Annotated in this window: 18 protein-coding genes and 2 pseudogenes; 9 read left to right on the forward strand and 11 right to left on the reverse strand. The window is 47.1% G+C overall.

Annotated features, from left to right (window positions below; genetic code table 11):
- Positions 1-81 precede the first annotated feature (81 nt).
- Both QNH15_RS23930 and gloA2 read left to right on the forward strand, forming a co-directional pair.
- Positions 82-1,911: a family 43 glycosylhydrolase gene (locus QNH15_RS23930; protein WP_283891101.1), complete on the forward strand. Its 1,830-nt coding sequence runs from the start codon at positions 82-84 to the stop codon at positions 1,909-1,911.
- Between the two features lie 406 nt (positions 1,912-2,317).
- Positions 2,318-2,698, forward strand: a complete 381-nt coding sequence (gene gloA2 / locus QNH15_RS23935) for an SMU1112c/YaeR family gloxylase I-like metalloprotein (RefSeq protein ID WP_283891103.1) — start codon at positions 2,318-2,320, stop codon at positions 2,696-2,698.
- Between the two features lie 96 nt (positions 2,699-2,794).
- Here the strand turns inward: gloA2 and QNH15_RS26295 are convergent.
- Positions 2,795-3,160: pseudogene (locus QNH15_RS26295) on the reverse strand (hypothetical protein).
- Positions 3,161-3,313: 153 nt separating this feature from the next.
- Here QNH15_RS26295 and QNH15_RS23945 point away from each other — a divergent pair.
- Genes QNH15_RS23945 through QNH15_RS23955 form a run of 3 tightly spaced genes read left to right on the forward strand, consistent with a single transcriptional unit; the run spans position 3,314 to position 4,603 of the window.
- Complete coding sequence (locus QNH15_RS23945; RefSeq protein WP_283891104.1) at positions 3,314-3,787, forward strand: VOC family protein; 474 nt, start codon at positions 3,314-3,316, stop codon at positions 3,785-3,787.
- The gene (locus QNH15_RS23950) at positions 3,784-4,278 is read left to right on the forward strand and encodes a DinB family protein (protein WP_283891106.1); all 495 of its coding nucleotides are present in this window, start codon (positions 3,784-3,786) and stop codon (positions 4,276-4,278) included. Before QNH15_RS23945 ends, QNH15_RS23950 begins: the two co-directional genes overlap by 4 nt.
- 52 nt (positions 4,279-4,330) lie before the next feature.
- Positions 4,331-4,603 carry a hypothetical protein gene (locus tag QNH15_RS23955; RefSeq protein WP_283891108.1) on the forward strand — a complete coding sequence of 91 codons (273 nt, stop codon included), beginning with the start codon at positions 4,331-4,333 and terminating at the stop codon, positions 4,601-4,603.
- Between the two features lie 41 nt (positions 4,604-4,644).
- Here the strand turns inward: QNH15_RS23955 and QNH15_RS23960 are convergent, their stop codons facing one another.
- From QNH15_RS23960 to QNH15_RS23975, 4 genes are read right to left on the reverse strand one after another with little or no spacing between them, the layout of a single operon-like run.
- Positions 4,645-5,403: an ABC transporter permease gene (locus QNH15_RS23960; RefSeq protein ID WP_283891110.1), complete on the reverse strand. Its 759-nt coding sequence runs from the start codon at positions 5,401-5,403 to the stop codon at positions 4,645-4,647.
- A complete protein-coding gene (locus QNH15_RS23965; protein ID WP_283891112.1) occupies positions 5,400-6,167 on the reverse strand; it encodes an ABC transporter ATP-binding protein in 768 nt (255 codons plus the stop codon). Before QNH15_RS23965 ends, QNH15_RS23960 begins: the two co-directional genes overlap by 4 nt.
- A gap of 26 nt (positions 6,168-6,193) precedes the next feature.
- Positions 6,194-7,057 (reverse strand): pentapeptide repeat-containing protein, encoded by an 864-nt coding sequence (locus QNH15_RS23970; protein WP_283891114.1) that lies wholly within the window; start codon positions 7,055-7,057, stop codon positions 6,194-6,196.
- Positions 7,058-7,070: 13 nt separating this feature from the next.
- Positions 7,071-7,400 carry a PadR family transcriptional regulator gene (locus tag QNH15_RS23975; RefSeq protein WP_061973976.1) on the reverse strand — a complete coding sequence of 110 codons (330 nt, stop codon included), beginning with the start codon at positions 7,398-7,400 and terminating at the stop codon, positions 7,071-7,073.
- A 334-nt stretch (positions 7,401-7,734) separates the two neighbouring features.
- On the opposite strand from QNH15_RS23975, the gene QNH15_RS23980 reads away from it, so the two are divergent.
- Positions 7,735-8,517 (forward strand): hypothetical protein, encoded by a 783-nt coding sequence (locus QNH15_RS23980; RefSeq protein WP_283891118.1) that lies wholly within the window; start codon positions 7,735-7,737, stop codon positions 8,515-8,517.
- Positions 8,518-8,846: 329 nt separating this feature from the next.
- Here the strand turns inward: QNH15_RS23980 and QNH15_RS26300 are convergent.
- The 6 genes and pseudogenes from QNH15_RS26300 to QNH15_RS24005 form a co-directional block, all read right to left on the reverse strand.
- Positions 8,847-8,945: pseudogene (locus QNH15_RS26300) on the reverse strand (SunI/YnzG family protein); the annotation flags it as partial.
- 58 nt (positions 8,946-9,003) lie between these two features.
- On the reverse strand, positions 9,004-10,074 hold the full coding sequence (locus QNH15_RS23985) for a BtaManbiosPhlase (RefSeq protein ID WP_283891120.1): 1,071 nt from the start codon (positions 10,072-10,074) through the stop codon (positions 9,004-9,006).
- A gap of 12 nt (positions 10,075-10,086) precedes the next feature.
- The gene (locus QNH15_RS23990) at positions 10,087-11,028 is read right to left on the reverse strand and encodes an MTP-1 family protein (RefSeq protein WP_283891122.1); all 942 of its coding nucleotides are present in this window, start codon (positions 11,026-11,028) and stop codon (positions 10,087-10,089) included.
- Between the two features lie 14 nt (positions 11,029-11,042).
- Positions 11,043-11,873 (reverse strand): carbohydrate ABC transporter permease, encoded by an 831-nt coding sequence (locus QNH15_RS23995; protein ID WP_283891124.1) that lies wholly within the window; start codon positions 11,871-11,873, stop codon positions 11,043-11,045.
- Positions 11,860-12,741 (reverse strand): carbohydrate ABC transporter permease, encoded by an 882-nt coding sequence (locus QNH15_RS24000; protein WP_061973968.1) that lies wholly within the window; start codon positions 12,739-12,741, stop codon positions 11,860-11,862. Before QNH15_RS24000 ends, QNH15_RS23995 begins: the two co-directional genes overlap by 14 nt.
- Positions 12,741-14,060 (reverse strand): ABC transporter substrate-binding protein, encoded by a 1,320-nt coding sequence (locus QNH15_RS24005; protein ID WP_430667185.1) that lies wholly within the window; start codon positions 14,058-14,060, stop codon positions 12,741-12,743. The genes QNH15_RS24000 and QNH15_RS24005 overlap by 1 nt, the downstream gene beginning before the upstream one ends.
- A 310-nt stretch (positions 14,061-14,370) precedes the next feature.
- Between QNH15_RS24005 and QNH15_RS24010 the strand changes: the two genes are divergently transcribed.
- The 3 genes from QNH15_RS24010 (at position 14,371) to QNH15_RS24020 (ending at position 17,934) form a co-directional block, all read left to right on the forward strand.
- Positions 14,371-15,396 carry a LacI family DNA-binding transcriptional regulator gene (locus QNH15_RS24010; RefSeq protein ID WP_283891130.1) on the forward strand — a complete coding sequence of 342 codons (1,026 nt, stop codon included), beginning with the start codon at positions 14,371-14,373 and terminating at the stop codon, positions 15,394-15,396.
- On the forward strand, positions 15,393-15,896 hold the full coding sequence (locus QNH15_RS24015) for a P-loop nucleotide/nucleoside kinase family protein (protein ID WP_283891132.1): 504 nt from the start codon (positions 15,393-15,395) through the stop codon (positions 15,894-15,896). The genes QNH15_RS24010 and QNH15_RS24015 overlap by 4 nt, the downstream gene beginning before the upstream one ends.
- Before the next feature lie 280 nt (positions 15,897-16,176).
- A complete protein-coding gene (locus QNH15_RS24020) occupies positions 16,177-17,934 on the forward strand; it encodes a hypothetical protein (protein ID WP_283891134.1) in 1,758 nt (585 codons plus the stop codon).
- Positions 17,935-17,986: the final 52 nt, after the last annotated feature.

Consider the following 17,986-nt stretch of genomic DNA (forward strand, 5'->3'; position numbering starts at 1 on the left):
ACCGCGGAAAGGAAGGAATCCTGTCTTTTCTGTGAAACTGTTTAGGGAGTCAAAATTTCCTTTATGAAAGGATGTTGTATATTGAAAATCAGAAAAATGTATGCGTTTACTCTGGGGCTTTTAATTGTAGCTTTACTTTTCCCTTCCCCTTCGTCCGCCAGTGCTCCTTCAGAAATGAAGCTGTTTAAGAACCCTGTTGTTGGTGATGGTGCCGATCCATGGGTGGTGAAGCACACGGACGGCTATTACTATTACATGCAGACGACCGGCAACAACTTGACCATCCGGAAATCCAAGACGCTGACCGGTCTGGATGATGCTGAGAAAAAGGTGGTATGGACGCCTGAGCCTGGTACGGAAAACAGCGGGAACATCTGGGCTCCTGAGCTGCACTTTTTGGATGGCAAGTGGTACATCTACTTTGCAGCCGGGGACGGGGACATGGGCAAGCAGCGGATGTATGTGTTGGAATCCGAAGGCTCTGACCCGCTCGGGAAGTACTCCTATCCTAAAGGAACGAAACTTGGGAAAATTTCTGATCCATCGGACAAATGGGCCATTGACGGCACGGTCTTGGAATACAAAAACAATCGTTATTTTATCTGGTCCGGCTGGGAAGGCGATAAAAACGTCAGCCAGCAGATCTATATCGCCCCAATGAAGAATCCATGGACGATCTCAGGTGACCGTGTAGAATTGTCGCGGCCGGAGCTGCCTTGGGAGAAGAACGGGACTCCTTTGATTAATGAAGGACCGGAAATTTTGAAGAACAAACAGGGAGATGTGTTTCTTGTTTATTCAGCGAGCGGCAGCTGGACGGATGATTATTGTCTGGGTATGCTGAAGCTGAATGGGAAGGATCCGTTGAAGGCTGGGGACTGGTCGAAGAATCCTGAGCCGGTGTTTAAAAGCAGTCCTGCCGACAATGTCTATGGTCCCGGCCATAACAGTTTTGTCAAATCACCGGACGGCAAGGAAGACTGGATCGTTTATCATGCAGCCAAGTTCAAGGGAGCTGGCTGGAACCGGAATGTGAGGATGCAGGAATTCACGTGGAAGGCGGACGGTACACCGAACTTCGGAACTCCGTTGCCTGCCGATACCCTACTGCGTGCACCATCAGGTGAAGACGGTGGTAAGCTTGTTCCCGCTCTTCCTGGAAAGGTGTATTCCTATGAAGCCGAAAACGGAGTAGTAAACCATGCTACTATTTTAAATAATACGAGTGCTTCCGGCGGCAGCAAGGTCGGCATGATTGATTACAACGATAGCTTTGTGGAATTTAATGTGGATGCACCACCTGGATACTATACATTGAAGGTTCGCTATTCCAATGGCATGGGTGAAACTTCTACTCATCAACTGGCATTGAACGGGAAATTGTTAGGTGAAGTAAAGTATCCAAGCTATGGATGGGATACGTGGCGAGATGCTGAACAAGACATCCATCTGGATGCAGGAAAGAACAAAATCAGGTTATCCAAAGGAACGCTTTTTGCCGAAATTGACCGGATTGATCTGGTCCCGAAGAAGACGAAGGTTTTTCAGTATGAAGCAGAGCTTGGATACTTGAATAATGCCAAGGTTGTGAATGAGTATGATGCGGCCAATCATCAAAAGGTTGGTTTGATGTCCGCTCATAATAATTCCGTTCGCTTCCCTATTTCTGTGGAGAAGGCAGGAACGTATGAAATGAACATTCGTTATAAACAACCTGAAGGTTCCAATACGGTACAGGTGCTTCATGTTAACGGCAAAAAGTCGCTGATTCTTTATAAAGGTGAAGGAAGTGACCAGTGGCAGGAGACAGCGGTAAAGGTAAAGCTAAAAAAAGGAAAAAATGATATTTCGTTTAGCAAGAGCCGAGGTGCGGTAGAGCTCGATTATTTCACACTAAATCAAACGAAATAAAAAAAAGAGAGTGCAGATTTCCTGCACTCTCCTCCTTAATTCTAATAGCTAAAATTACTTCTGTGGTAATTGGCTTTTTGTATTAAACTTTCCTTTAATTTAGGGTCCAGACAATCTCTTGCCATCTGATGATAGTACATGAATTTCAACTGATGCCATTTGCTTTTTAGTTTTTTTATCATTCATATCACGTTATACGAATCTATCGTTTAGTAGAGGAAATAAGGGCTGCAAGTAAAACTCTTATAGATAAGATTCGTTCAATTGATTAATTTGAAGGTAGAGATTATAAAAATACTTGGGGAGTGCATTCAGTGGACCTTGCAGCCGAATGCGGTAAAACAAAATAGAGATATTAAAAGCCGGCGATTGTACCCGGCATCCATAGATAAAGGAGATATCATCCATGCTAACAAAAATTCATCACGCCGCCATCATTTGTTCCGACTATGAAACTTCCAAAAACTTTTATGTAAATATATTGGGCATGCGCGTAATCAATGAGGTTTACCGGGAAGAACGGGACTCCTATAAGCTTGACCTGGAGATTGGGAATGCTCAAATCGAACTGTTTTCCTTCCCCAATCCCCCGGAGCGTCCAAGCTATCCGGAAGCCCGCGGACTCCGGCATCTGGCGTTTGAAGTGGAGAATATTGAAGAAACGGTCTTACATTTGGAGAAATATGGAGTAATAGTTGAGCCTGTCCGGGTGGATGAATGGACTGGGAAAAGGTTTACGTTTTTCAGTGATCCGGATGATTTGCCACTGGAGCTGTATGAAAGGTAAGCGTGCAGAGAAATCTTGAACGCTTTTTTTATGCTTGGTTTATGAAAATGACGTGATATGCTACTAAATCATGTCGAACCGAAAAAATAGAGACAATTACTTTTGGATGTAATCCTCTAAGGCCTCTATGGCCAGATCAATCGCCCTGATCCGTCTTTCAATGATCGTCTTTTGGGCACTGCCCTCTTTCGCTTTCTCATACTGTTTTTGAATAGAAGGAAGCAGATTTTGGAGAATTTGTTTGGCAGCTAAGATGGCTTATTCATCGTATGAAAATTCCGTTCCATGCCAAGCGTTCTCCAGACAGTCCAATCCAACTTTTACGGCATCACGCCTCTTTTCCACAAGGGTTGTATTTGATCCTTTACCGTTCATACTTTTATAGGCATTTTCAAGCTTTCGAAGAGTGGACTGCAGAGATTTTATAGACAAAGTTTGGATTTCTTTGCTAACTATCTTCATTTTTTACATACTGCCCCTTTCTTTTCAGGAAATACATTGTTACATAGTTACGGGTATCTTACAATCACATATTTTTGATGGAATAGAAGGGGGATTTGCTGGGTTTCTATGGAATATACAGGGGTACATAACTTTCATAAGGGAGAGGTTCGCATGCAAAATCAAACGCAATCACCAGCTAACATTTTGGGGACAAACGTGATTACGCAAATTGGAATTCTCGTTCATGACATTGAAAAGACGGCACAGGCATACGCTGACTTTTTTGGCGTGGAGAAGCCGCCGTGCAACTGGACAGATCCAGCTGACGTTGCCCGGACGGAATATAGGGGCAAGCCGTCCGAGGCACGCGCCATACTGGCCTTTTTTGACATGGGTTCATTGCAGCTGGAACTGATCCAGCCGGATGAAAAGCCAAGCACCTGGCGTGAGTATCTTGATGAGCATGGAGAAGGCCCGCATCATATCGCGTTTGTGGTGGAGGGCATGAAGGAAAAAGTGATGCTGATGGAAGGGCAAAACATGTCCCTCCTTCAAAAGGGAGAGTATACCGGCGGACGGTACGCCTACATGGATACGTTCAAGGATTTGAAGATCATTTTTGAACTATTGGAGAATGACAAATGAGCGAGTATCTGTTTACACAGCTTCGTTTTGTCAGGGGAAATACACTGAAACTCGTGGAAGGTCTGAGTGACGAACAGTCCGAGATCATTCCGGAGGGTTTTAATAACAACATCAAGTGGAACCTGGGGCACATTTATAACATTCTGGAGAGGAATGCCTTTTATTTTGCCAAAGAAGACTGGGTGATGCCCGAGGTGTTTCCATCCCTTTTCAACCCCGGTACAAAGCCGGAAAACAGGCAAAAAATGCCGGTCAGTCTATCTGAAATCCTGAATCTGCTGGAACATCAGATCGACCGGATCGAAGCAACATTCAGCGGCCGTTTAAAGGAGAAGACAGCGGAAGACTATACCACTTCCCAGGGACTGTATATGTCCACGGTCGAAGAGTTTTTGAGCTGTAATTTGTATCATGAAGGCATGCACCTGGACCGGATTAAGGTGCTGAAGAAACTGAACAGCACAAAGGTAAATCAAGGCACCAATCATTAGAACGTATCGTAAAATAAGAGGTATGTATATTCAAGGATCAGGAGGAATCTCCATGTCTATCCTTACGTTTCTTTTACTTGCGGTGTCGTTCATTGCGTTGCACCAGACAATCAGGGACCGAACACTTTCAAAAAGCTTTCTTTTGTATTTGGCGTTGTTCGTTTCGGCCTTCCCGCTCGCCTATGCCCTGTATGATGATGCTAAACATCCCACTGCGGATGCGAACATCGGACTTGGTCTCGCCTTCTTTTTGACCTGGGGCATTACTGCCGGTGTGGCGATCGTTGCTTTTGTTAAGTATTTGGATAAGCGAAAAAAAGCCTAGGAAACCCTTGAGTAGGGTTTCCTATTTTTTCGTTTGAATCTTCATATTCGTGCTTTATACGCCCTCATCGCAAAGAAATAAGCTACAATCATAATTCCCACGCACCATGCCAGCGCTATCCATATCTCGTTTCCCACCGGCTGGTTTGACAGCAGTGCACGGATGGACTCCACGATCGAGGTGACGGGCTGGTTTTCGGCAAAGGCGCGGACGGCGGACGGCATTGAATTGGTGGGTACAAACGCTGAGCTGATAAATGGCAGGAAGATTAACGGATAGGAAAAGGCGCTGACACCGTCCACCGATTTTGCGGACAGCCCGGCAATCGCTGCGATCCAGGTGAGGGCGAGGGTAAACAATGCAATGATACCGGCTACAGCGAGCCATGACAGCACCCCTGCCGGTGAGCGAAAGCCCATGATGAGCGCTACGAGAATGATGATGAGAACAGAAAGGGCATTGGATACGAGCGAGGTTAGGACGTGCCCCCACAGCACAGTGGAACGCGCAATCGGCATGGAGTGAAATCGTTCAAAGATCCCCTTTGACTTATCCAGAAACAGGCGGTAAGCCGTATAAGATATACCACTCGCAACCGCGATCAGCAAGATGCCGGGCATCAGATAGTTCACATAATTATCCGTGCCGGTTTTAATGGCACCGCCAAACACATAAACGAACAGCAGCAATAAGGCAATCGGAGTGATCGTCACCGTGATGATGGTATCCAAACTGCGGGAAATATGGCGCATCGAACGTCCAACCATCACTCCCATGTCGCTGAAGAAATGTTTATTCATTGTACCTTTTCCTCCTTTTTATTGATGATCGTGAGGAAGATCTCTTCTAATGAAGGTTGTTTTTCTACATACTCTACCTTCGCGGGCGGGAATAGCTTTTTCAGCTCCTGGAGCGTACCGCTGGCAATCACCCTGCCCTCATGCAGGATGGCAATTTGATCGGCAAGCTGTTCCGCCTCCTCCAAATACTGAGTGGTCAGGAATACCGTCGTTCCGCTGTCAGCCAATTCTTTGACGACCTTCCAAACCTCGATACGCGCCTCGGGATCCAGTCCGGTCGTCGGTTCGTCAAGGAAAATAATCTGCGGTTTGCCGATCAGGCTCATCGCAATGTCAAGCCTGCGGCGCATACCGCCTGAATACGTAGACGCCCTCCGGTCAGCGGCCTCGGTCAACCCGAAGCGCTGCAGCAAATCATCCGCAACCTGACGGGGCTGCTCAAGGTGCCGGAGTCTGGCGATCATGATTAGATTTTCCCGCCCGGTCAACACCTCATCCACGGCGGCGAACTGCCCGGTCAGGCTGATCGATTGCCTTACATTTTCAGGGTCTGATACAACATCAAAGCTGTTTACGGCAGCCGTCCCGCTGTCCGGTTTGAGCAGCGTAGAGAGGATTCTGACGATGGTCGTCTTGCCCGCTCCATTGGAACCAAGCAGGGCAAAAATACTGCCCTTCTCCACCTCGAAATCCACACCCTTTAATACATGAAGATTTTTATAGGACTTTTGCAAACCTTTTACTTGAATGGACTGGTTTTGCATCCTCTTCTCCTCCTATTCTGAACTCTTTAAATAACCGTAACCTTTGATAAATCGGCTTCCAGGCCTTTAAGCGCGGCGTAGGTCAGTTTATCCATTCTTGCATCGTCAAAGCAGATGGTTTTTATGGCACGGTAAAATCTCTTGGACAAAGCAGGTCCCTTGAAGGATACATTTTTGAGGGTTGCGCCTCTGAACGTCACTTCTTTCAGCCCGGCCTTATCAAATTTGACGCCGATAAAGGTTTGATGATCCAGGTTCAATCCTTCTAATGAAGAATTTGTGAAGTCCACGCCGTCAAAGGTACAATTTTCAAAGGTGGTTTTGCTAAGATCGGTCATGGTCAGCATCACATCGGTCAAGGTTATATTTCTGAATTCGACGCCGGCCAGCGACGACTTACTGAATTTTGTGCGCACAAGGATGGAATGGTTGAAGCTTGAATTGGAGAGGTCTAAGGTGGAGAAAGTGCAGTCTGTCAGATTAGCGTTGTTGAAATTGGCTTCACGCACATCGCTAGATTTAAATGAGCTGCCGGTCAAGTCAGCGCCCGAGAAGTCGGAGCCGTGCAATGAGCTCCCCGCAAACTTTCCTTTGTGTGCGGTAACCCCTGCAAAGTCACTATTTGTTAAGTCGCTTGAGCTGAGGTTGGTCAGCACCTGACGCTCCAATGATCGGGTGAGGTTGGCAACCTCCTGTACCGTTTGCTCGATATCACCAATGCTGTCAATCGTCATCTCTAGAGCTGTTTCATCGTCCTTGCCTTCTTTTTTTAGTTCGTTGAACCGTTCCTGCAGATCGGTCAGCAGATCCGCTTGTAATTCATCCACACTTTTCACCCCGTTATAGGGTGCAAAAACGCCATTTACGTATTGATTTAATTTTTCGTTCATACGTCACGTCTCCTTATAATAATTTTTCGAGTACACGTTTGGCATACTCCCAATTGCTGATGTTGTTGGCATGAGTCTCTTTGCCTTTTTCGGTGATCTTAAAATACTTACGCCGTCCTCCCTGAGATCCATCGCCCCAGTACCACTCCACATCGCCGTCTGCTTCAAGCCGGCGAAGGCTGGAGTACATCGTGGCTTCCTTTAACTCATAATTGCCGTCCGACCGTTCAGCAATCAACTTTACAATTTCGTATCCATAACGATCCGCTTCGGAAAGAAGCCGTAAAATCATCGTATCGGTATGGCCACGCAGCAGGTCGGATGTGATTTTGTTCTCGCTCATAAAATTACCTCCATATCAGTATTATGCAATGAAGTACTGTGACTGTCAAGGTAATATTATAATTTATATACTATGGATGAAGAAATAATACGTGCAACTATTTGCCAATTCCTTTAAAAATCAGCACTGGCGCAGTTTTAGACCATAAAAAAAGCCTGCAACTTAATCCTTCATCGGGTATTCGGAGGAGGCTTTTTATCAATTGCTAATGATTCAAATGATGATGTATTCATTAGGAATAAGTCCTAAATTATGTAAAATGACGATACTATAACATAGGTACATAATACCTGTTCTTCAGCAAAGAAAATAATCGCTAATCGGGGGGAGTTAAATGGAACTAGAACGAAGGAAACCGGCATCAAAGTGGAAGAACGTATTTAAAGTCGCGGGGATTATTGCTGGGGCTATTATTATGCTGTTGATCGGTGTGGTTTGGGGATCATGGGGAGCAAAAATATCCCTTAATGAGCGCAAGCTGGATTCAATTGCCCTTGAAAAACATATAGACAAACAGAAAAATGAGTCTGAGAAATTGCAAAAAGAGTTAGATGCTCTGGAAAAAGATATATCATTAAAACAAGAGGAAAAAGAGAAAGTGGTTGCCCTAATAGATAGCCGGGACCAAGTGGAGAATGAACTAAAGGATACAAAAGACCAACTTAAAGATACGAAAGGAACGTTGGACACTGAATTGAAAAATGGCCGCGCCAAAATTGAGCAGCAGCTTAAAGACGCTCGTACGAAAGCTGATGAAAAGATATCAAGTATTAACAGCGAAATGGATGACGCAAAAGCCAAGTTAAAGGATCTTCAATCCGAAGTGAAGAGCAAAAAAGGAGAACTAGCTTCATTAACTGGGCAGATACAAAAAGCGAAAGGCGCACCGAAGATTCTTCAGGCAGGTAAATATACAGTAGGAAAAGATCTTCCGGCCGGCCGCTATTTGGCAACACCGGTAGGATCCGGAAGCAACTTTGTGGTATGGGATTATGGCGGCGGTTTAGAAGTGAATACGATTCTAGGCAGCAACGGCAACCCCTCTTATACATTCGAAGCGGATGATGAATATACGATTCAAACCGAAGCAACCGTGAAGTTATCACCGATTCAATAACCTCTAACTAAAAGAAGAAGATATTAACTGAAAACAATCCGACAATGCATATCCCATATAACGACCAGGATAGAAGTTTGTTGCTTTATTATAACGGCAAAAGATTGTAGCGAAATTTATCGAAATCCAATAGGCATAAACCATTTGAGAATAAAAGAGGGCTTTTTGAGAGTAAATAAATGGTTTTTGAGAATAAGTCGTAAGTTTTTGAGAATAAAAGAGCTGATTTCGAGAGTAAGTTAAATTGTGGAAGCGAAAAACCCGCTCAAAAAGAAGAGTGCAGGTCAATCCGCACTCTTCTTCTGTTCTTTCTCGCCACTACAGAACGACTATGCAGCTATAAACGATAAGATTTTCTCTTTTATGCCTCCAATATTGGTGAAAAGTATGTATGTTCCTTTTTTACTTTTGATTACGACTCGATCAGTCGTAAGATAGGGAGCAAATTATAAAAGGAACAGCCCTGATCAGAGGGCCGTTCCTTCCTTATGCTTCTACGAATGAAGTTAACGATTCCAAAATCTCACTCAAACTCAATTCCGCACATGCCATCGATGTATCCGACACGCCGTAATACATTCTCACGGTGTCTCCATCAACTAATGCTCCGCAGGAGAATACGACATTTCCGAAGAAGCCGTTCACTTCATAGTCTGCTTCGGGCTCGAGGATTGGAGTTTCCGAGCGGGCAATAACCTTCGTCGGGTCATTCAGATCAAGGAGTACCGCGCCCATGCAGTAGCGGTTGTCCTTGCTGGCGCCGTGGTAAAGTTCTAGCCAGCCTTTATCCGTCTTGATCGGTACAGCTCCCCCGCCGATTCGGCCATCATCCCACATGCCATCGCGCAATCCGAGTAGATATTTGTGATTTCCCCAGTGCAGAAGGTCCGGAGATTCGGCGATCCAGATTTCCGGTGCGCCCGTGCTTTTTGGCACCGGGCGGTGAAGCGCGTAATATTTGCCGTTCACTTTATCTGGGAAAATAAGCACGTCCTTGTTTTCCGGCGCAAAAATCATGCCATGATGCTCGATGGTTTGAAAGTCTTTTGTCGAAATCATCGACTCTCCCACACCAACCGGTGAAACCGCACTGAAGTAGATATAGTACGTGTCGCCGATTTGCGTGATGCGCGGATCCTCAATTCCAAACGACTCGAGCTCGTTCGTTGGATAGTAGAATGGCTCAGGATCGATCGTAAAGTTGCGGCCGTCCTTGCTTCGGGCAATCCGTGTATACGATAACGACGTAAGATACGCGAACCGGCTCAGGTCATCGCTTTTCCGGATTGTACGCGGGTCGTCAAAATTGTATTGCTCATCGGATGTATCGAACTCCAGGATTTCAAGTTCATTTTTTTCCGTATTAAAAACGGGCGCTTTCACAATAGTAGGATCGTCACTCACCGGACGCTCTGCCACGCGAAGCAGCATGATGACTTCATCCTTGTATCGGGCGATACCCGCGTTAAACGCGCCAATCACTTCAAAATCATCACGGTGAGGATTAACATCACCAGGTGTTACTAAGGGGTTCTCTTCATATCGATATACGTTCATGCTGCAGTCTCCTTATCTCTCATAGGGTAGGAACGGATCTTGAATCGTCAGTTTATGGGCCTCGGCGTCCGAGATGCCTGCATACAGATCGGCCGTTCCGTCTTCTTTTCGCACCAATCCGCCGCTGAACACCACATCGAACAGATCGGGACGCTTCGTTTCTCCCGGCAAAAAGTCATCTCGTACAGCGATCAGCTCGATGTCCGAATGCTCACCGGTTTTCGGATCCACAATAAAGCGCATCGGATAGTAATGGCGGTCGCCCTGCCCATCAAAGCTAGCGATGTGGCCAAGCACCCCGATCAGCCCGCTGGAGAGGACATGAAGCTCGTTCGCCCCTCCCCACTCGTCGTCAATGAACTGATTTTCCAGCAATGGAGCATTATCAATCACTTCAATGCTTAAATCATCAAGCGAAGGAACGGTCGTAAATCCGATCTTTCCTCTGCCGCCTTTTTCGCCCTGCGGCCGTGTGAAGATGGCGATTGAGCCGTTAAGCAGCTCGGCAATGCGGAGGTCCTTCATGCCGTCCGGTCCTTTGAAGAATTCTTCCAGGTCGTTGATGCTGCTGCCTTTATAAAAAACCGTGCGCCAGCCAAGGGCATTTTCAATCGCAGGATGCGGAAAGGTCTGCACGCCACCGAGAACAAGCTCGCCTGCGATATGGGTAAAAAACGGATCCTGCAGCTTCAGGACCGGAGCGCCTTCTCTTGGCACCCAAACTTCTCCGGATTGAATGAAGAAATGAACCTCTGACTGCTCGCTGTCCCGGGCTTCCACCCGTCCGGCGATCACGAGCTGGCCGTCATCTTCAAACGGTGCTGAGATATTGTAGACGTCATGGTTTCCTACACCTTCAAAAATAAGCTTTTCCGGCAGACCCGGCTTGTCTTTTTTCTCGTATTGGTTCAGCAGCTCGCTGCATGTTTTCACATCGGTTTTCGTTAGTTTCATAGGGTTCACCCTCCTTATTTCAGTGTAAATTGCATACCTTCCTTAAACTGCTTGGCAAAGAACAAGAACAGAATGATGATCGGCACGGTCAGGATCACGGATGCCGCATACATTGGTCCCGGATAGCCGCCGTACGGACCGAACATCTGGGACAGGAGCACGTTCAGGGTCAGCATGTTGTCGCTTTTGACGACAATCATATCCCACAGGAGCTCGGTCCAGCGTTCCATGAACAAGAACAGGAACACGACGATCGTAATGGATTTGGACATCGGTAATATGATCCGGAAGATGATCTGCCAGTCGGATGCACCGTCCAGTTTTGCCGCTTCAATAAACGTGTCCGGAATCGCCCGGAAGAAGTTGGTGTACATGAAGATGGCCCACAAGCTCAGTGCTTTCGGAAGAATCATCCCCCAGTAGGAGTCATACATACCCAGGCGCTGGATGATCAGGAATGTTGGCACAAGCAGGATGATCGCCGGGAAAAACATTTGAAACAGGATGGCGTTGTTCAGGAAGTTGCGGCCGCGGAACTGCAGCTTGGCAAGCGCATAAGCCACGACCACCCCTGTAACCATCATTAAAATGGTTGAACCGGATGAGACGATCAGACTGTTGAAGAAGGCCCTAATCCATGGACGCGGTTCGGCGGACTGCCCGCCGTTCAGCAGCCATTCATACGAATGAAGCGTGAAGCTCGTTGGAATCAGCTTACGGTCCACCTGGCTCCAGTCCGCAAACGAGTTCAGCACCATGTACAGGTACGGAAACACCATAAGCAAAAGCAGAAGGAACGCGATAATATAGCGGATGGTGAGTGATTTTTTCTTATGTCCAACCATTTCGTTTCCCCCACATTTCCAAGAATTTTCGAATGATAAAAATCGAGATGAACGTTACGACCGATGCGATCAAGGCAACTGCAGATGCATAGCCGGCGGACAGGTTCTGGAACGCCTGCTTGTAGATTTCCATCTGCCATGTGTTGGTCCCAAAGTTCGGCCCTCCCCCTGTCAGCTGGTACACCTCGGTAAAGATCCCGAAGGTCACGCCGATCGAAAGGATCAAGGTCGTAAACAATGCCGGATACAGTAGCGGCAGGGTAATTCTCCAAAAGCGCTGCCATCCGTTTACACCGTCAATGGCAGCCGCTTCGTAAATTTCCTGGTTAATCGATTCAAAGCCCGACGTTAAGATCAGCGCGTAATAGCCAGTAAACTTCCATGCGATAATGACTGCCACAAGTAGCAATGCCGACAATGGTGTGCCGAGCCAGTTGATGTCGAGTCCAAGCTGGCCTCTTAGGAAGGTGTTCACCGGGCTGTTGTAGGAAAGAAATCCTTTCACGATAAAGGACGATACAACGCCGGATGCGAGATACGGCAGGAAGAAGCCGATCAGGAACAAGCCTTTGAAGCGCGGCAGGCCGTGAACGACGAGTGCCACAATCAAAGATGACGCGATAACCATCGGCACGAACACGATCATGAATTTGAAGGTGACGAAGAATGCGGCATGAACACCTGGGCTTTTCAGTGCTTTGATGAAGTTGTCAATCCCAACATGATGAAATACCGGGGCGATCAGGTTCCAGTCGGTGATCGATAGATAGAACGACCAGCCGAGCGGGATGAGAAAGAAGATCAGCCCGTATAAAAGGTAAGGACTGGCAAATAGCCAGCCCATTCCGTTGTTATTTTTGGCTCTCATTACTTGAGATCCCCCTCAATGGCCTCTTTCATCTTTTCCCAGCCTTTCTTCGGCTGTACTTCCCCTTTTACGACTGGGTTGACGGCATATTGGCCAATGTACGTTTGAAGCTCATTGTATTTCGCATTATCAATGGACGGCACGGCGTTTGGAATCGCTTCGGCATATGGCTTCAGTGCGGGATTCTTTTCAAAGATCTCTTTGAACGCATCGTTCGTTGCCAAATCGTCACGTGCTGGCGGAAGATTTGTTTTCTCCATCCACTTCACGTCATTTTCAGGTTTTGAATAGATCCACTTGATGAATTCCATCGCTGCTTTTTTCTCATTTTCAGGAGCAGAGGAATAGATTACAAGGCCTTTTGTATCCGCAAATGTGGATACATTTTTTGTATCCGTGCCATCCGGAACTGGAGGCGTAGAGAATGCAAAGGTTTTATTGTATTTCATTTCAGGGAACTTCTCTTCCCAGTATTGAAGGGTCCATGGTCCGATGTCGGTAAAGATGCCAAGACCGGTTTCAAACGGATCCTTGGACTGCTTGGTCAGGATTCCTTTTTCCTTGCGGATGTTGTCCATGAAGTTCAGCACATCCACACCGGCTTTATCGTCCGCTACGAGCTTGCTGCCTTCGATGAACTTGTTGCCGCCAGATGCTGCGTCATATAGCATGAAGAAGTCAAACCAGCGCTTCCATGCAGTTGGGTCAGCAAGGTCAGGCTTTGCCCACAAGTATTTGTCCGGATATTTTGCTTTCAGTTTCTTTGTAACATCAAGCACTTCACTGTATGTTTTTGGCGGCTCGTTAACCCCTAGCTTTTTCAGGATATCGAGTCTCCAGCCAAACAGCATCGCATTGGAGTAGATCGGCAGTACGTACTGGTTGCCGTCAGAGAACTTCCAGCCTTTGATCGTGTTGCTCATGCTGCGTGACTTCAGGATATCGTCGTATCCTTCCATCTTGTTCAGCGGCTCGATCGCTTTACTTTCTGCCAGCTGGGCGGCAAATCCGCGGTTGATGTTTTCCGACATGGTTGGTGCTTCCTTACCCGCGATGGCGGACTGGATGCTCGCTTCAGATGTAGGGCTTTCCTTAATCGGGCTCACCTTGATCTTGATTTTCGGATGATCCTTTTCGAACGCTTTAGCGGTTTCTTTCCAATAAGCTTGCTGCGGCGGGTTTGGCGCAGCCCAGAATTCAATCGTTGTTGTTCCGTTCTTGGACGTCGAATCCTCGCTCGCCGGGTTTCCGGTTGAACAGCCCGCAAGTGAACCAGCCAATACTGACGCTCCAAGCAATAGTGATGCTGCTTTTTTCATTTTCATCACAATATCCCCCAATACGTTTTTTGACAGCGCTATCATTCATAAGTAGAAAAAAATCCAGCGCCCTTCCTTTTTCTTGCTGGAAAACATTACATTTTATTATATTTGTCACTTTGTAATGTGATTAATAACCTTACAATTACAGTTTTACATGATTACAAAAGTTCTGTCAACTTTTTTTCAAGTAAGTCTTATGGATGATTTTTATGAATAGTTGTTTACCAGTTGTTCGAGTTAGGTTATGATTATTTTGTAACGTGACAAATCAATGATTGTCATTATCCGTTGAAAGGTTTGAGACCCTATGGCCAAAAAAGTATCCATGCAGGATATCGCAGATGCATTGAATATATCGAAAAACTCCGTTTCCCAGGCTCTGTCCGGAAAGCCGGGCGTAAGTGACGCCACCCGGAAACGAATTGAACAAAAAGCTCAAGAGCTGGGCTATCGAGTGAGAAAGAATACCCTCTCGATTGATCCCGTCAGCCGGGGTACCGGCAATATCGGATTGATCGCGTCGGATTATGCTTTTTCGCTGAAAAGCTTTTTCGGCGAAATCTACCTGAGCATTGAAAAAGAAGTGACCGCGCACGGCATGAACCTGCTCATTCAGTCAGTGAACACTGAATCACGGGATAATCTTGTGCTACCTTCCTTTATCGCGGAAGGTAAAGTGGATGGTGTGCTTATTCTTTCCCACATCAGCAACGAGTACACGAACGCGGTGATCGCGACCGGCATTCCGACGGTCATGATTGACCATCACCACCCGCTCATCCATGCGGACGCCATTTTAACGAACAACCGGTTCGGTGCCTATACCGCGGTCAAGCACTTGCTTGAGCTTGGCCACCGGGATATCGCGTATGTCGGAAACGCGAAGCTCTCCCCGAGCTATCAGGAACGGTTAGAAGGCTATGATCTGGCGCTCGCCGAGCATGGGATCGAGCGGAAAGATGAGTTTGTGTTTAGTGCAATGGAAGAAGATGAACGGGATGTGAATGGGCTCGTGCAGGGGCTCGATGTGCAGCCGACCGCCTGGTTTTGCGTCAATGACGGATTTGGCTTTTTCGTCCGGTCCGCCCTGCAGCAGCACGGCATCTCTGTACCTGACGCGGCGTCCGTGGTTAGTTTTGACAACGGCATGCTCTCCCGGCTGACCACTCCTAAAATCACAACGATGAACATCGACCTTGATCTGTACGGCCGTAAAGCGGTCGAGCAGCTCACCTGGCGCATGCAGTACCGGGACGAGCCGATCATCGAACTGCTCCTTCCAGCGGAATTAATTGTGCGGGAGTCAACCGCCAAAGCGAGATCCAACTCATGAACCAGATTTACATTTTTTCCGGGCCGTGTGGAGTAGGTAAATCCACAATCACCAAAATGCTGGCTGAGAGTTTGGAAAAAGTCGTCCTGATTCAGGGGGATGACATTCATTCGATGTTTGTCGGCAGGGATCAGCCGTCATGGGATGATCAACTGTCCATCGTCTGGCAAAACACCCTCTCCATCACTCGTAATTTTCTCCAACACGGCTTAAATATTCTCCTCGATTATGTGGTGGAGGATGAACTGGAGTGGTTTTGCCGGGAGCTGTCCGGATATGATGTTGAGCTTTATTATATTGTGCTGCGGGCGGATGAAGATCTTCTTGTGCAGCGGCTGCAGGAACGGGGAGATGTGAACCTGGTTGACCGGTCGCTGTTTTTATTAAACCAGTTGGAGAATGACCCCGCCAATCGGACCTACCTCTATGACACCACGAACAAGACACCAAAGGAAATTCTTGAGGAGTTACGTAATCGTTTTCATGAATTCAGGCTTTAACTTTTTTAAAGGTTGACTGTTGATGGAACCTTTGTTGCTCTTTGGAGTGGTTGATTTCCGTTGCAGGCTGCTCGCTTTCCGCGGGCGGGCGCTGAGCCTCCTCGTCGCAAGCTCCTGCGGTAACGGCGCGAGCGCCTCCCTGGTCTTATCTGTCCCGCTTTTCCCGTCGGAGTCTCGCACCTTCCACTCCAATCAACTTATCAAAGTAGACTCCTTACATTCCAAAGCAACAACCTTTTTAAAAGATTCATAAATTATCATCATAAAAAGGAGGAAGATTATGAAGAGAGTTAGAATGCTTTTGGCGTTTGTGGTGGCCTTTTGTCTTGCGTCACCGGCTTATGCACATGCGGCGGGGAAACCGTCGGAAGAAAAAACACCGGTGAATCTGGAGCACCTCAATTTTTTAAACGAGGATGTGAAAATTGACGGTGTGGACATGCTGATCACCCACATCTATTCGGAAGCTCCGGATTACAAGTGGGTCGATGCGTCGGGTGAAGGGATTGCCTGCGTGGACGATGTGGCCCGTGCAGCGGTCGTGTATTTGAACGATTATGAGCAAAATGGGAATATGAAGTCCCTGGAGAATGCGAAGAAAGCGTTGAATTTTGTCATGCACATGCAGGCAGATGACGGCGAGTTTTATAACTTTGTGAACAAGGACCTCTCGATCAATACCGATGGCCCGACAAGCAAAAAGTCGTTTGACTGGTGGGCCGCACGCGCGATGTGGGCCATTGGACAAGGATACGGCGTGTTCAAGAAAGCTGATCCTCCTTATGCTGCTAAATTGAAGGACAGTTTCCTTTTAGCGAATAAAGCCCTGCAGAAAAAAGTAAATGAGCACTATGGTGAATACAAAAATGTACACGGTTACAAAGTGCCCGCATGGATCGGCGGCTTTGACGCCATGTCCAATGCCTTGCTGGGTCTTGCTGAGTTTTATGAGGTTGAACCTCTGGCGAGTGTAAAGAATTCAATGAAAAAAGTGGGCCGTGGACTCAATGAGTTTCAGTATGGTTCGTATACGCAGTACCCGTACGGTGCCCATCTTGGCTGGGACGGCTCCCCTACCCTCTGGCATGCATGGGGCAGCGGCCAATCCTTTGCTTTGGCAAAAGCCGGCCGGGTGCTCGGTGAAAAGAAATGGGTGAAGTCCGCACAGCAGGAAGCAGACCAGCTCTTCTCCCATCTGCTTGTTACGGGAATCATCAAGGAAATGGCGCCAACGATGGCGAAGGATGAGCAAATCGCCTATGGCGTGAACATGCTGACACAGGGATTTGCGGAGGTTTTTAAAGCAACGAAAGATCCAAAATATGCTCAATATGCGGGACTCGCTGCCTCCTGGTTTACAGGCAACAATAATGCAGATGCCGTGATGTATGATTCAAAGACAGGCCGCGGTTATGATGGATTAAATGGCGTTACCGGAAAAGTAAACTGGAACTCCGGTGCCGAGTCGACGATCGAAGCATTGATGGCGTTGCAGACGGTAAATTCCATTCCGAAAGCAGAGAAGCTTTTACAGGCAAAAACCGTTAAGCGGCATACAGCGGTTGTAGAAGAAGCTGAAGATTTTGATACGGTGCTTGGCAAGCCGGAGACGGTGACACCTGAAAGCCCATGGACTGGCGATGCTTCCTATAGCGGAAAGATTGTTAGATTAGGAAATTCCGATGTGATCTCTAAAAAGATTTCGGTCGATAAGAGCGGCTTGTACCTGTTGTCAGGTGCACTGGTCCAAGAAGCCGGTTCTGCCGGCAAGCTTGATGTTCAGGTCGATGGCCGAAGTGTGAGCTTTATGAAGATCCTCCCTTCCCCGGATACCGATTTTCTGACGTTAGCGAATGCAGAGCACCCTGTTTATCTAAGCAAAGGTGCACATGAACTTAAGCTGAAGTTCAAAGGTGAAGAATTGCTGCTCGATAACGTGGTGGTACAGCCCGCTGTGGAGTATGCAGTGTTCAAAACCGGTGGCAAAACAGTGAAATTGGAGAGAGATTTATTTAAGGAACGTAATTTGTTGAAGTGATATAAAAAAGGGAGAAACTCGTCAGCCTTAGATGAGTTTCTTTTTTGCGCAC

The organism is Fictibacillus enclensis (assembly GCF_030123385.1).
Lineage (GTDB): Bacteria > Bacillota > Bacilli > Bacillales > Fictibacillaceae > Fictibacillus_C > Fictibacillus_C enclensis.

Coding starts and splice junctions, on each gene's coding strand:
- QNH15_RS23960 (WP_283891110.1), bottom strand. CDS start 5,403: ATGAATAAACATTTCTTCAGCGACATGGGAGTGATGGTTGGACGTTCG.
- QNH15_RS24020 (WP_283891134.1), top strand. CDS start 16,177: ATGAAGAGAGTTAGAATGCTTTTGGCGTTTGTGGTGGCCTTTTGTCTT.
- QNH15_RS23965 (WP_283891112.1), bottom strand. CDS start 6,167: ATGCAAAACCAGTCCATTCAAGTAAAAGGTTTGCAAAAGTCCTATAAA.
- QNH15_RS24015 (WP_283891132.1), top strand. CDS start 15,393: ATGAACCAGATTTACATTTTTTCCGGGCCGTGTGGAGTAGGTAAATCC.
- QNH15_RS23975 (WP_061973976.1), bottom strand. CDS start 7,400: ATGAGCGAGAACAAAATCACATCCGACCTGCTGCGTGGCCATACCGAT.
- QNH15_RS23990 (WP_283891122.1), bottom strand. CDS start 11,028: ATGAAACTAACGAAAACCGATGTGAAAACATGCAGCGAGCTGCTGAAC.
- QNH15_RS23950 (WP_283891106.1), top strand. CDS start 3,784: ATGAGCGAGTATCTGTTTACACAGCTTCGTTTTGTCAGGGGAAATACA.
- QNH15_RS23985 (WP_283891120.1), bottom strand. CDS start 10,074: ATGAACGTATATCGATATGAAGAGAACCCCTTAGTAACACCTGGTGAT.
- QNH15_RS23945 (WP_283891104.1), top strand. CDS start 3,314: ATGCAAAATCAAACGCAATCACCAGCTAACATTTTGGGGACAAACGTG.
- QNH15_RS23970 (WP_283891114.1), bottom strand. CDS start 7,057: ATGAACGAAAAATTAAATCAATACGTAAATGGCGTTTTTGCACCCTAT.
- QNH15_RS23980 (WP_283891118.1), top strand. CDS start 7,735: ATGGAACTAGAACGAAGGAAACCGGCATCAAAGTGGAAGAACGTATTT.
- QNH15_RS24010 (WP_283891130.1), top strand. CDS start 14,371: ATGGCCAAAAAAGTATCCATGCAGGATATCGCAGATGCATTGAATATA.
- QNH15_RS23995 (WP_283891124.1), bottom strand. CDS start 11,873: ATGGTTGGACATAAGAAAAAATCACTCACCATCCGCTATATTATCGCG.
- QNH15_RS24005 (WP_430667185.1), bottom strand. CDS start 14,060: ATGAAAAAAGCAGCATCACTATTGCTTGGAGCGTCAGTATTGGCTGGT.
- gloA2 (WP_283891103.1), top strand. CDS start 2,318: ATGCTAACAAAAATTCATCACGCCGCCATCATTTGTTCCGACTATGAA.
- QNH15_RS24000 (WP_061973968.1), bottom strand. CDS start 12,741: ATGAGAGCCAAAAATAACAACGGAATGGGCTGGCTATTTGCCAGTCCT.
- QNH15_RS23955 (WP_283891108.1), top strand. CDS start 4,331: ATGTCTATCCTTACGTTTCTTTTACTTGCGGTGTCGTTCATTGCGTTG.